General features: G+C 61.7%; 10 protein-coding genes. 3 read left to right on the forward strand and 7 right to left on the reverse strand.

All coding sequences use genetic code 11. The annotated features are described in order from the left end of the window. Positions 1–65: 65 nt before the first annotated feature. The 3 genes from HU766_RS19155 to HU766_RS19165 form a co-directional block, all read right to left on the reverse strand. Entirely contained in the window at positions 66–1,736 is a 1,671-nt protein-coding gene (locus HU766_RS19155) for a hypothetical protein (protein WP_033697082.1), read from the reverse strand. A gap of 273 nt (positions 1,737–2,009) precedes the next feature. Then, entirely contained in the window at positions 2,010–3,497 is a 1,488-nt protein-coding gene (locus HU766_RS19160; RefSeq protein ID WP_186659751.1) for a hypothetical protein, read from the reverse strand. A gap of 52 nt (positions 3,498–3,549) precedes the next feature. Continuing rightward, positions 3,550–4,428, reverse strand: a complete 879-nt coding sequence (locus HU766_RS19165; protein ID WP_033697079.1) for a WYL domain-containing protein — start codon at positions 4,426–4,428, stop codon at positions 3,550–3,552. A 359-nt stretch (positions 4,429–4,787) separates the two neighbouring features. Here HU766_RS19165 and HU766_RS19170 point away from each other — a divergent pair, with 359 nt between their 5' ends. Both HU766_RS19170 and HU766_RS19175 read left to right on the forward strand, forming a co-directional pair. Then, positions 4,788–5,033 (forward strand): hypothetical protein, encoded by a 246-nt coding sequence (locus tag HU766_RS19170; RefSeq protein ID WP_033697075.1) that lies wholly within the window; start codon positions 4,788–4,790, stop codon positions 5,031–5,033. Positions 5,034–5,092: 59 nt separating this feature from the next. After that, on the forward strand, positions 5,093–6,100 hold the full coding sequence (locus HU766_RS19175) for a 5'-nucleotidase (protein ID WP_186659754.1): 1,008 nt from the start codon (positions 5,093–5,095) through the stop codon (positions 6,098–6,100). Here the strand turns inward: HU766_RS19175 and HU766_RS19180 are convergent. From HU766_RS19180 to HU766_RS19190, 3 genes are read right to left on the reverse strand one after another with little or no spacing between them, the layout of a single operon-like run. Continuing rightward, entirely contained in the window at positions 6,087–7,133 is a 1,047-nt protein-coding gene (locus HU766_RS19180; RefSeq protein WP_186659756.1) for a hypothetical protein, read from the reverse strand. The genes HU766_RS19175 and HU766_RS19180 overlap by 14 nt on opposite strands. Positions 7,134–7,155: 22 nt before the next feature. Further along, positions 7,156–8,319, reverse strand: a complete 1,164-nt coding sequence (locus HU766_RS19185) for a hypothetical protein (RefSeq protein WP_186659758.1) — start codon at positions 8,317–8,319, stop codon at positions 7,156–7,158. 18 nt (positions 8,320–8,337) lie between these two features. Further along, a complete protein-coding gene (locus HU766_RS19190; protein ID WP_186659760.1) occupies positions 8,338–11,853 on the reverse strand; it encodes a hypothetical protein in 3,516 nt (1,171 codons plus the stop codon). 237 nt (positions 11,854–12,090) lie between these two features. On the opposite strand from HU766_RS19190, the gene HU766_RS26240 reads away from it, so the two are divergent. Next, positions 12,091–12,261: a hypothetical protein gene (locus HU766_RS26240; protein WP_238338634.1), complete on the forward strand. Its 171-nt coding sequence runs from the start codon at positions 12,091–12,093 to the stop codon at positions 12,259–12,261. Between the two features lie 114 nt (positions 12,262–12,375). On the opposite strand, the gene HU766_RS19200 is transcribed toward HU766_RS26240, so the two are convergent. Next, positions 12,376–13,014, reverse strand: a complete 639-nt coding sequence (locus HU766_RS19200) for a hypothetical protein (protein ID WP_186659762.1) — start codon at positions 13,012–13,014, stop codon at positions 12,376–12,378. Positions 13,015–13,021 lie beyond the last annotated feature (7 nt).

Here is a 13,021-nt window from a genome sequence, read left to right on the forward strand (position 1 = left end):
TCATCTAAAGAGGCGGCGGCACGCCTCGCGCCCTGGGCGAAAGTCGGGTGCCGCCAGAACGGCAATCAACCCTTGGCGGTACCCACCAGGGAGTCGATCAACATCGCCGAGGCGGTATCGCCGTTCTCCAGCACCAGCTGGCGAATGGACTTGCCGAACCCTGCCAGCGGCGTGTCGAAGGTGAAGTCGGACTTGCCCTGGTAGCTGGCAGCGAAGCGAATCACGTTGTCCGACCAGCTTACGCGGTGCCCGCCTGCAGCCAGGTTGTAACCGTCGAAGAAGGCTGCGGCCACGGGCGTGGTGCCATCGACATCCGCCGCATTCAAGTTCGCGCCAGCCGCGATCAACGCCTCGGCGTAGCTATGGTCGCGCTGGGCCATGCAGGCGTGCAGGGCCGTCTCGCCACCGTAGGCCTTGGCGTTCACGTCACTGCCCTTGAGCAGTGCCTGGAACAGCGCTTCAGGTTGCTGACCCGCGCCACGGCGACGTTGCAGCTCGCCGGCTTTTTTGCAGAAGGTCGACAGCGCGGTATCGCCATAGACGTTGTGGGCCTTGAGGTCTTCCTTGCCGGCCAGGGTGATCATGTGGGCGAAGCTGCAGCTGTTGTAGTCGCTACCTGCCAGGCAGTCGATCAGGCGGGTGTTGCCGTTGACATCCCGGCCCATCGGGTCGGCGCCAATCGATACCAGGTAGTCATAGGCATTATCGGCGGCGCCGACGATCAGCGGCTTGTTCTCATGATGGATACGTTGGTTGACGTTGATGCCGGAGCTTTTGAGCAGGTAGGCAAAGGCGTCCAGGTCCTTGATCTCTTTCGCCCAGTCCGAATTGCGCGCCTGGCCTTGTGCGGCATCCCATACGCGCATGGCCATGGGCGAGGTGTCTGGCGGGCTGTCGATATCACGCACCTGGGCATACCCAGGCTGATAACTGACCCACACGCCCACTTGCTTGTCGTCCTTGTAGCTGCCCTTCTCCGCCACCGTGCCGGCCGGCCAGCCGCGGACAAAGTACATCTCGGACAGGCCGTTCCTGTTGCCTGCGCTGTAGGTGACCTTGCTGGCCGGTACCGACGTGCCATCGGTGAACGCCGTCCAAGTCTCACGCACGCCTTCGAGCTCGCCGGCCTTGTAGGTGGCGCGGTCTTTCAGGTTGCCCTTGTAGTCATAGTGCTCCACCGGGCCATCGAGTTTGCCGGTACCGTCACTGGCAAAGGTTTCCAGCAGGGTGAGCTTCTGCTCGCCGTCGATGACCCGCCACTCGCGCTGGGTGCCGACACGGATGGAGGGCTTGCGGAAATCAACGGTCGGCAGCACCGTGCTGTCAGCGACCTGCAGGCCGGTGGCGCAGTCGTAGCTTTGCTCGCTGCGGCGGCCGCCTTCGAGGGTCAGAACGTTTTCCAGATGGTCGGCGAATTCACCCTTGCACCAGGTTTTCTTGGGGCCGACGAAGGCACCGTCCTGCAACTGGCCTTCGACCAGCAGCTTGCCATCCTGGTCGAACTCCTTCCATTCCCCGACCGCCTTGCCGTCTTCCACCTTGAACGACTGCAGTACCCGGTCACCTACCTTGTGCACCACGGTGCCATTGAGCCGCTCGCCGGACTTGCGCTCCAGGTACAGCGCATGTGGCGAACCGACAGTGCCGGTGTAGCTGGTGACTTCGTCGAAGTTGTATTCGGAGTTGCAGCCTGCCAAGGCGGACGCCAGGGCACAGAGAACGAAACGCTTTTTCATGAATATCCTTGTAGAAATGCGTGCGGGCTGGTGCTGGGCATGGCTTCGCCAACGCTCAGTACTGGCCGGGGTGTAACGGGGTTATGCAGTGGCGGGCAGTGCGGCTGGAGGGTCTCTATTAGAAGCGCATCAAGAAGCTGACCATCCCTGTAAAAACGCTCTGGGATGCGGGTTTTGGCGGGATTATACATAGCGGCCTAATAATGGCAAAGCTAATGGTCTGTTTGCTGCTGGCTTTGAAACCTGTGGGGCCACTTCGCGGCCCCAGCTGGCTCAGACAGCCATCAACTGATCGTCCAGATCCGTCAAGGCTTCGCCAAAAAAGGCCTTGAACAAGTCCGTCGGCCGCTGGTTTTCCAGTAACCCAAAATGCTCTCCCAGTGCACGGCCCGTGCGCAGAATCAGCTTCGCGGTTTCAGGTTTCGCAGTATCAGGGTTGCCTGCTAACCCTGAGCGCACCAGCAACTCGGCAGGCGATACCGAATGCTCAAGCGCCAGCTCGGCAACCTTGCCACTCAGGTACACGTTGGTCAGATAGACCTGCTCGTACTCGTCACCTGCAATGAACTGCGCAACGCCGCCACTGAGCACTTCCAACCCTGGCGCGCCCCCCTGCGCGATGCACGCGAGTTGCTCGAGGTTGAAACTGACCAGGTCGAACTCGCGTGGCTGCAAAGGTGCACAGTACGCTTGTGCAGTGTTGGCCGTGCGGCCCTTGACCTCGACCTGCCACTGCCGGAAGTCCTTCAGGCTTACGCTGTGCCCGGCAGCCTGGCTGCAGTGCAGATAGTCGATGAACACCTGCGGGAAGGTCACGCTGGTCGGCACCCAGGTCGAGCGGGTGCTGCCGCCCCCGGCGCCTTCACTGGACGCGGGCGCATAGGCAGCCTCTGGAAGCAGGCAGCGCAGGTCATAACCCAGCATGAACAACGCCGCTTCGAAGCTGTGGCTACGCGCCTGCAGCGAACCTTCGAACAGCTGCCCAGCGCCCGCCAGTGTGGCCTGGATGATCCACCCCAGCTCGACCTGGCTGCGCGCCCACGCATACCCCGGCACCGCCTTGGTGAAGAACTGCGGTGCTTTTGCAAAGCCCAGCGCCCCCGGGTCACGCACTTGGTCACCGCGTGCCCCGCCAGACGGGAAACGCAATTGCGCTGGGGTGGTTTTGCCTTGGCGGTACAGCGCATAGAGCATGGCAATGGCGGCGCCGACCCGGCTGTCGTAGATGGGCGAGCCGGTGGTGTCGATCAGCGAGTGGATCTTGGTCAGCCCCGCATCGAAGCGCTGGATGCTGCCGGCATTCAGCGCAGAGAGCGTTTGGCCTGCGCCCAGGTCGAACAACGGTCTGCACGCCTTGAGGTAACTCACCAGTTGCTGTTGCTGGCGTAGCGCCCCCAGGAACGGGATGGCCCCGCGTACACCGCCCCACTTCAGTACGGCGCAGCAGGCGTTGTAGGCCGCATCATCGCAGCCTGACGCCAACGCTGCCGCCAACCGGCTGCGCAAAAGCTGCAACGAAGCGGTGGTGCTGGCCCAGTCCATGGACGTGACCCACTGCCCGGTTTGTGCATCCTGCCAGGCACTGCCCCAGCGATACAGCGCCAGCACCTGTTCGATACCCACCACCCGCTGATTCAGGCCGCCCTTGACCTGATGGCTGGGCTTGAAGCGCAGGTGCACATCCAGTGTCGGCAAGTTGACCTGAAGCCATTCGATGAAGCCACGCACATCCGGCTGCGCAAGAAACGTGTTTCGATCCATCTGTTCACTACACCCTACAAGAAGATTTTCTGCTGTCTGCGGCACTGTGCATTCAGTCCAGGTTCAACCACGGCTTGAGCTCCGCCCTGTTCGCCAGCACCAACTGCTGCGCCTCGGGCCTTGCATCATGCACGTTGGGGTTCACCTGGAAGCGCTTGACCACATACTTCACCAGGGCCTGCGAGCTGCGCACCAGCAACTGGCCGTCGGCCATGCCAAAGTCCACCTCGATGATGGCCCGCTGCGCCTGTGTCAGGCGCTCGTCCGGCTTGAAGATCACATCGACCGGGGTGTTCCACTCAAGGTCATGCTCGATGCCGTTTTCCGTTTCAGCGTCGTGCAGCTCTGGCACACCGCGCAAACGGCTGAGGACGAAGTCGCGGTACATGCGGTTTTTTTCGCAATAGGCCCGCACATGCCAGCGCATCCCGGTGTACACCAGGGTATGCGGCGCGATGGTACGGCCTTCGGGCTCCGGGCTTTTGAACGACACGTACTCGATATCCAGGCGCCGCTTCTCGCGGCAGGCCTTGAGCAGCGGCCGCAGCACCTCGGGCTTGACCGAGCGGTCCGGAACCTTGAGCACCTCGGTGTGGGCGTAGGCCAACGCCAGGCCTTCGATGTGTGGTGCGCGCTCGTTGTTCTGGTTGAGCAGGTCGAGGTAGGCGCTGGCACTGTCGTCGATGAACAAAGGTTTGAACTGCCGCGTCGGCACGTAGCCTTTGATCTGCTTGTCGTACACCAGGTTCTTCGACGCGTAGTCGTTGATGTAGGTGTTGATGTCCTTCGAGGCCTGCTGACGACTGATGCCGAAGCTCTGCATCAGATGATTGGTGGTCAGGCGGCCTTCCCACCAGACCACCGTTTCAATCAGGCGGTAGCGCAGGGCCAGGTCCCAACGGGTTTGCTCCATGCGTTGCGTGCGTTTCATACGGTTTCCTGCGTGAGGAGCAGTAGTGCATGCTCAGCCAATTGACGTGTCGCTTAATACTACGTGTCCACCCAGTTTTAATTCAAGGCTGGCTTGATATGTAAACTAACCAGGCATATGCAGCCCAGGCCACCTTGGCGACGCGCCCCCCCCTGGTACTGCGCCCACGCCCCGCAAGCTGCGCCCATGCGGGCAAAACACACTGCCATCTCGCCTGTCATCCCCCCTTCAACTGCCCTGAATAAACCAGTGAAACCTGCACCATTCCTTTACCTGTACAAGTCTCCAATATAGACATGTAGCCAAACTAGACATATCTTCCCGCTACAGGCAAACCGCCACTACTCAAGGAAGCAACCATGGACGCCCTCGAAATCACCCTGCTTGGCACAACCGGCATCACCCTGCTGATTGCCTGCCTGACACATGCCCGCCAGGGTGAAATGTGGAACCTGCTGCAGGGCGATCGCGAACTGGAGCGAACCGCGCGCATTCACAAGCAGGAGAACAACGAGTTGCGGTCTGCCCTGCGCGCCGAGCGCGAGCATGTGAGCCAGTTGCGCCGCCAGGTGCAACTGCTGCTGGGGCTGGTGCCGGAAGGTTGAGGCCTGCCCCGCCTGCATGCCCGTATACTCGTTACCAGCACCCTTCACGGAGCACGTTCATGCCCTACCCCATCGAACACAAACTGGTCATCGGCGTGGCCTCCAGCGCACTCTTCGACCTCACCGTGTCTGACGACATCTACAAGACCGAAGGCGTCGAGGCTTACCGCCAGCACCAGGAGCAGAACCTGGATGAACCGTTCCCGAAAGGGGTCGCCTTCCCTTTCATCCGCCGCTTCCTCAGCATCAACCAGGCATTCCCCGATCAACTGCCGGTGGAAGTGGTGCTGCTCTCGCGAAATTCGCCAGAGACCGGTTTGCGGGTATTTCGCTCCATCAGCCACTACGCACTGGACATCACCCGCGCCGCGTTCATGTCCGGCCGCTCGCCCCACGAGTACATCCCGGCGTTCAACGCCTCATTGTTTCTCAGCGCCAACGAGGACGATGTGCAGCGCGCCATCGACGCCAGCTACCCGGCCGGCCTGGTGCTGCCGACGCGCATCTATGACGACGAGATCGATACCGAACTGCGCGTGGCGTTCGACTTTGACGGGGTAATTGCCGATGACGAGGCAGAGAGCGTGTACAAGCAGAATGACAACCTGGACGACTTCCAGGCCCATGAGCGAGCACGCAAAGCCATCCCCCACCAGCCCGGGCCGTTGGCCGACCTTTACCGCAAGCTTTCACACATTCGCACGCTCGAAGACCAGAAGCTGGCACAAGACCCTGACTACACACGCATCCTGCGCATTGCCATCGTCACCGCGCGCAACGCACCGTCGCACGAGCGGGTGGTAACCACGCTGAAGGATTGGGGGGTGTCGCCGGATGAGTGCTTCTTCCTTGGCGGGATGGAAAAACCCCGGGTGCTGTCGATTCTCAAACCCCATGTGTTTTTTGATGACCAGCGCAGCCACCTGCAATCGCCGGCGGGGGATTTGCCGATGGTCCACGTGCCGTTTGGGGTGGCGAACAGGGCGCCTGGCAAGACCAGTGGTGTCCGCTTGGTGGAAACACGGGCACCACTGGCTGAACGCTTAACGACACCTAGACAAAGCTGAACGTCAGTTGGCTCACAATCGCCATGGCCTTGGGCTGGATCGACGCACTGACCTTGTCATCCAGCGCACCGTGAAGGTGAAGGTTGACCAGGTTGTCGGCTATCGCCCGCTCCAGTTCCGCACCTGGGTTGATCGGGTAGCCAAAGGTCACCGACAAGCTCGCGCCCGGCTCGACCTTCTGCTTGTCCGGGTTCCAGAACTGCACGGCCAGGTTGGCCGAATAGCCGGCTGGCAGAATGAACACCGCACCGGTTTGCGTGCCATCGCTGCCAAGCGTCAGTGGCCCCAGCAGCACTGGGGTCTGTAGCGGGGTCACGGTGTCACACAATACGCTCACCCGGGTACCGGCCAGCCCCCTTGCGGACAGGGTGATGGTGATTGGCGCGGTGGTGAAGTTCGCCGGCACGCTCAGTTGCTGACGGCGTACCCACGGGTCGTCACTGACCAGCGCCTGGGAGCGAATGCCGAAGGTCGGCGTCTGGCCAATGAACTTGGCCAGGTCGAGCCAGTCCCGCACCTGCGGGAGCGGGTCAGGATGGGCACCCGCGCTCACCTGGGCAATCAGGTTGAAGTAGCTGTCAGCCGGCAAGGCCGGCGGCTTCCAGAGGAAGGCCTGCTCACCTACACCGATATGCCCTGGTGGTGCACTGGCCTGCGTGCAGTCCAGGCCATCGACCGTGGTCAGCGCGTTGCCCCTGAACGTTGCCGGCAGCAACAACACCTGGGCCGGCGCGAAGTACAGGGAAAGCGCATTGCTCTCGGTCTCGCTGCCGCCGTTCATGCCACGCAGGTAGTAGTAGTTGCGCGCGGCGGCGACCGGCTGCACGTTGTAGGCCTGCTCCCAACTGCTGACCGTGCTGAACACGCTTTGCGCGTTGTCCACCGGCTGGTCGCTCTGGATGATGTCCGGGCACAGGCCCAGCGGCCCCTTGAACGGCACACTGCCGGTGGAAGCCAGGTTGTTGCGCAGGTAGAGCGTCTGGCTGGCGGGCTGGCTGCTGCTGCTGAACAAATTGACGACTGTTTCGCTCATGACGTTTAACTCCCTGTAATCATCAAAGGACGTGCAAGCCGTCAGCACCCAGCGGCACCACCGGGCGTGGACGAATATCGGCGGCCTCGGTGCCGGCATAGGCCCGGTGCAGGGCATGCGACATGGCGAAGTCCACCAGGCCCCGGTCCAGTGCCTCTTGCAGCTCCTGCGGCGAGCCGTCGGAGAAGTACGTCGGGGTGATGTCGATCGAGGCGCCCGGCTGCGAGTCGGGCCCGTTGTTCTTGTACAGGTTGAGGGTGAGCAGCGCGCTGAAGCCCGGCGACAGTGTGCAGCGCACGCCAACGAACTGCCCCAGGGCAGGCATGGCGACGTTGTCGATGGCGATCTTGTTGCCCTTCGAGTCCAGCTGGCTGCAACTCATCGACAGGGTCCAGCCCGTGGTCGGGAAGCCCATGTTGGTGACCTGCAACGAGTACTCGCGGCTGCCTGCGGTCACGTCGCTGGGGATGATCAGCTGCGAGGCCATTTGCCGGGTGGGCGAACGCCCGGACTGCATCGACACGTTGCGCCAGCCGAACTGCAGGTTGTTGGTGATCAGCGCAGCCATGTCCAGTTGCGAGAACACATCCGGGAACGGGTTACCGGCGTTGTTCATCCAGGTGATGAAGCAATAGTGGTCACTGCCCCCGGTTGGCGGTTGCGGGTTGCTCCAGACAAAGGTGTCGGCCGTCACCCCGATACTCGACGATGCCAGGTTGACGATCGATGAGTCGTAATGCGGGTTCGTGCCGTCCGGGTGGTCGCGGTCCGTGGGGATGCCGTATTTGGCCCACTCGCTGGGCCACTGAATGGAGGCGCAGGGTACGCCGTACAGCAGCACCTTGGTCGAGCTGCTGACGGCAGCGCCATTGCGCCCGCGTACATAGATGTAATTGGGTGTGCCTTGGGTAATGGTGCCAGGCGACTGTTGCGCATAGCTGTTCGGCGTGGCCAACGCGGTCTGGAAGTTGGCCACTGGCTGGGTGCCCGCGATCCAGATATCGGGCGATGCCGACAAGGGCGAACTGGCCGGCACCGTGCCCTCGCTGTTCAGGTTGGGGCGCAGGTAGATGCCTTTGTCGTAGGCACCTTGCAAGGCGGCTATCCGGCTGGGTGCCTGCACGGACGGCCCGCGCAGCACCTGGCCATGGCCGACCACGGGTGGGTTCTTGGTTACGATCAACATTGCCAAACTCCTTTTTGACTACATCGAACGAGTACCGGTGCGCAGCGCACTGGCATCGACGAGGGTGGGTTGGGTTGCAGCAGACACCGACACCACATTGAGCACCGTGGTCGAGGTGTAACAGATCACATCGAGGGCCGCCTGGCCCGCCAGCGAAAGGCCTTCGGTGGCCAGTACCACCCGTTTCAGACGCAAGGGTTTGCACACTTCCGGCAGGCAAGGGACGATGTTCAGCGCCACGACCGAGGCGCTTTGCCCAAGCGATGCGGGGATGGCCGCACCGAGGTGGCCCAGGCCATACAGGAAGGTCGCGACCACACCCATGTCGTCGCGGTTTTCGGGCATCTTGTTGGCGCCCAGCACAAATATCCCGTCCAGCAGCACGCCTACGCAGGTGTAAATCCACAGCGTGCGGCTGGCACCGTCGGCGGTGGCGCAGCCAGGCACGCCGCTGGAGAAGATCCACGGGCAACTGCACAATTGCGCAGCAGTCTCCAGGGTGAGCGCGACGTGGGCGACGATCGCTGGCGGCCCTGCCTCCGGTGGCATGATGTCGCCCAGGGCAGTGAGGCTGCCGTAAAAGAAGTAGGCCACCGAGCCCAATACCCCGGTCAGCAGCGCGAGGTCGCGCGGCAGGCAACCGCTCCAGCCATCCTCGGTCTGCGCCAGCACCTGTCGGCCAGCCGGCTTGAACCCGGTGGCGGTGAGCAGCGTGTCAGCATTGAACGCGGCCTTGAAGCGCAGCACGCTCGCCTGGTCCGGGAACGGCGCCTTGTTTTGCAGGATCTTGAACAGCACCGTGCCCGGCACCGCCAGCACCAGCGACATCAAGTCCAGGGTGGTGAGATCCGAGCCGTTGGTGATCAGCCGGTACAGGTCACTGACAAACGGAATGTTCCACTTGGCGTTCATCAGCGTTTTGAGGCCCGCGATCAGCGTCGCGACCGTTTTCAGCATCGCATCGATCACCGCCTGCACGCCCGACAGCACCGCCTGCAGCACCCCTTCGACCACGCTCATCAGCGCTGCCAGCAGCTTGCGGAAGATCTCGTCCGGCGCCGTGCCCAGGTCTTGCAGGTACACCAGCGCCTGGGCGAACGCCTGGGACGACTCGGTAAAGTCGACCAAGTTCGCCAGCGCCTCCATGAACTGGGTGAACGGGCCGTCGGTCTCTTGGATCAGCGCCGCGGCAGCCATGCTCGACTGCGCGGCCGGTGCGTTGTTGATCAGCCCGTTGTAGACGATGTTGTTGGCCACCGCCTTGGACGTGGCCGGGTCATCCGGCGTATTGGCCTGCTCGTACCCACCCAGGCTGTAGCTGCCGGCCAAGGTGTTGCGGGCCTCGGCGAACCACTGCTGCAACTGGCTTTGCAAGGTGTTGATGCTGCCATCGACGATACGCTGGATACCCCCGGTGGCGCCGACCAGGAAGTCGAAGCCGGTGTTGACGATGTGAGCAATGGCGTCATGGGTGCGCAGAATGTCGCCCCAGTTGAACAGAAATGCCAGCCATTCGTAGAGCTGCTGGAAGAACACCTTCACCGCCGAGAACACCGCCTCGGCCAGGTCGAACGCTTTCTCGACCGTGTCCACCAGGGTTTCGAACAGGTAGGTGACGCCGTCGACCACAAAGTGAAACGCCGCCTGTATCCCAGCACTGACCGTGGTCACCACAAAATCGACCACCTTGATGATGCCCTGGGCGACCCCGGCAATAAAATCACCGATGTCGGTCAACCAACTGAACCACCCACCCGACAGCGAACTGCTGCGCAAGGCCATCAGCAGCCCCGACGCCGCATCGGCGGACAAATCGGTAAAGCGCACCTCGCCATCCTGCACACTCAAATGCCAGTGCTGCTCCGGCACCAGCGCCAGGTCGAGCAAGCGCGCGCCTGCAAGCGCATCGCTACGCAACGAAACCCCAGCGCGAGGCCGGCGCGGGTCTACATACGGCGTTGCCGCCGAAGCCTTGCGGTACAGCGGGCTTGCCAACTGCATGCTGCGGCTGACCGCCTCGGCCACCGCGTTGGCGGTTTCCTGCTTGTGGTACTGATCGCGCAGCAACGGCGCACCACCGGCCAGCTTGGCGTTCATCAACTCCTCGCCCGTGGTGACGCTGAGCCTGTCCTGCACCTCGGCATCCTGACGGATCTCGATGCGCTCGCCGGGCGACATCAACGACGGCACCGCCACCAAAATCGCCGGAGCCGCCAACGCACTGACCTGCTGCGCAATCGACAGCACCCCGGCGCTGTTGGTCAGCAACCGCACCGGCCGGCGCGGCGTGGCGTAGTAGACCCCACCATTGATGGCCAGCCGCGACGGCTCCTCGGTCCATACTTCGACCGGCGTATCGGCCAGTGGCGTGCCCACTTCACTGAACAACGTGACATCTGTGCTGTACGAAGCGAAGTCCTCGATCTTGCCGCTCGCCTGCACCTGCAGCGCCGCAATATTCCAGTTACCGCTGAGGGTTTCGCGGGTGAGTTGAGTGACGGTGTTTTGCTGCGCCTGAATCGCGAACACCGCCAGCCCGCCGTCTTCCACCGTCGCCTGAAACGACTGCACGCCGTTGTATATCGGCGTCGGCTGCGACCAGCCGGTGGCTGAAGGGGCGCTTTGGCTGGCGTGGTACAGCGTATTGTCCACGCCCAGCAAAAGCGCATTCAGCGCCGGGCGCGAAGGCAGTACGGCCACCTGCTTGAACGACGACGCCACCGTCAACTGCGCCCAGCTGTACGGCTGCTTGCCACCCCCGACCAGGCAATAGGCATTGCCATCGGAAAGAACGGCCAGCACCTGGGTATTGCCCACCTCATCGGTCGCCGCCGCCACATCCAGGCTGCGGAAGTTGGCGGCAATCGCCGGCCGGTCGAGTTGCCCGGTGCTGAGGGTGTATTCGAGGATGACCGTGTCGAACACCGAGAACGCCACATTGGCGTCGCTGTTGCCCGTCCACACCGCGTTGAGGGTCTGCAACTGCAAGGTGGTGCCATTGAGCGAGGCCGGTGCACGCCCAGCCCACACGCCCCAGCTGAAGTTGTACAGCGTGCCGACCAGGCCCTTGGCTTCGATCAGCACCCCGATGTACAGCTTGTTGTTGATGCGCGTGGTGGTGATACGCGCAATGCGGATGGCATTGGAAGGCAACGGCACGTCGATCATTTTCACCGCCGACCAGCGCGACGCCGATGTGGGCTGCTCGACGCAGTACAGCAGGTTGGTGCCTTGGGCGGCGAACAGCACGATGTCGCCGCTCGGTGTCAGGCCGGTGGCGATCACCTCACCGGTCAGGCCGGTGGCTGTCGCGCTGTTGGCCGTGGTGCTTTGCGGGTCGGGGTAGATGTTCCAGACCTCGGTATTGCTGCCGCTGGTGAACAGCTCCACATCGCCACGGCCATTGACGATGGCCGATGCCGAGCTGCCACCGTGCACCGCACTGGCCACGCGGTAGTTCTGCATGAAGCGCGATTCTGGGACGACGGTGACGGGGGTACGGGCGTGCGGGGGCGACGACGCTAATCTTTCCATGATTTGCTCCGGGGGGCAGGTTGGTCCATCGACGGAGAGAGTAGGAGCGTTTTGACAGGGGGCTTCGTTTATTTTGGAATACGGAGGGTAGCGATTTGCTATCAGCTTATTCTATGGCGCTTCCACACTGCCTGTAGCAACTGCATTACGCCGGTCGAACGCAGCTGACTACGATGCCGGCACGATATTGCGCGTGGAAGGGTCCTTCAGCGCAAGCATGGGGTCGGCAAGCGGATAATGGCGGTGATCGAGAATAAAGCGATTGCTCAAGGCCTGGAGGGGTTGCGAGTGCCCTCTTCCGTTACTGCCGAAGGATTCTATACAGGGCTGGGGTTCCGCAAGGTGCGGGACGTATTTTATGGCGAGGAACGTACGATTGTGATGCAGAAGTGGTTGATAAGGGCGTAATTGAAGTGCCTGTTCTGAATGGCAAAATTGCCACCATTTAGATCAGCAGCCGTGGCTCTTCCGAGCCACTGCCAGCGCACTTGGCCTTTTGAGCCAAATGCGCCCCCCTGCCGATTAAGCCCGGTGCCGAGCGACGGCCTTGCCCATATTTTCGAGTTGAATAAGCGGTGTATGCAGGCGCTGCTCTTTCACGAGTTCTTCCGCACAGCCAATCCTCACATAATTAACCAATGAATTGACGGCCAACGTACCAAATATGGGCACGGTGACTATCAGAAGCATCAGATATTCAAGGTCATAGCGGAGAACGCCAACCACCAAGAATGGGGCAAGCGCAATGGCGGCGAGCACAACATACTTCAGGCACTCCCAACATTTACGCCACCGCCTGGAGAACGCGGTCCTGTAAGGTTGCTTGAACGCTATCTTATGATTCGACGCGTCCATATCAACATAGGCACGTGAAAAAACGTAATCCGTTAACCGTCGCTGAGGCTTATCCAGCGATATCAAGTAAGCAATATCGGTAGCGTTGATGCCTCGCGTGCCAGCTATGGCATGGTAGCCGCGTTCCACCGCCAGGGGGTGTAGCCGTTCAGCATCAAGGTCACTGAAAAACTCCTTCGCAAAGCGATAGTCGTCTTTGAGACGGGCCTTGGTACCCACCGAAAGGTCAATAATAACCTTGGCCGCAGCCATCATTGTCGTCACTGCACTCACAATACTAAATAAAACCTTCAAGTCCATTTTCAAGCATTCT

This window comes from Pseudomonas sp. SWRI77, assembly GCF_014269105.1.
GTDB classification, from domain to species: domain Bacteria; phylum Pseudomonadota; class Gammaproteobacteria; order Pseudomonadales; family Pseudomonadaceae; genus Aquipseudomonas; species Aquipseudomonas capeferrum.

Excerpts from the sequence above, each read along its gene's own strand:
- HU766_RS19185 (WP_186659758.1), bottom strand. The coding sequence starts at position 8,319 with ATGTTGATCGTAACCAAGAACCCACCCGTGGTCGGCCATGGCCAGGTG.
- HU766_RS26240 (WP_238338634.1), top strand. The coding sequence starts at position 12,091 with ATGGCGGTGATCGAGAATAAAGCGATTGCTCAAGGCCTGGAGGGGTTG.
- HU766_RS19190 (WP_186659760.1), bottom strand. The coding sequence starts at position 11,853 with ATGGAAAGATTAGCGTCGTCGCCCCCGCACGCCCGTACCCCCGTCACC.
- HU766_RS19165 (WP_033697079.1), bottom strand. The coding sequence starts at position 4,428 with ATGAAACGCACGCAACGCATGGAGCAAACCCGTTGGGACCTGGCCCTG.
- HU766_RS19170 (WP_033697075.1), top strand. The coding sequence starts at position 4,788 with ATGGACGCCCTCGAAATCACCCTGCTTGGCACAACCGGCATCACCCTG.
- HU766_RS19160 (WP_186659751.1), bottom strand. The coding sequence starts at position 3,497 with ATGGATCGAAACACGTTTCTTGCGCAGCCGGATGTGCGTGGCTTCATC.
- HU766_RS19180 (WP_186659756.1), bottom strand. The coding sequence starts at position 7,133 with ATGAGCGAAACAGTCGTCAATTTGTTCAGCAGCAGCAGCCAGCCCGCC.
- HU766_RS19155 (WP_033697082.1), bottom strand. The coding sequence starts at position 1,736 with ATGAAAAAGCGTTTCGTTCTCTGTGCCCTGGCGTCCGCCTTGGCAGGC.
- HU766_RS19175 (WP_186659754.1), top strand. The coding sequence starts at position 5,093 with ATGCCCTACCCCATCGAACACAAACTGGTCATCGGCGTGGCCTCCAGC.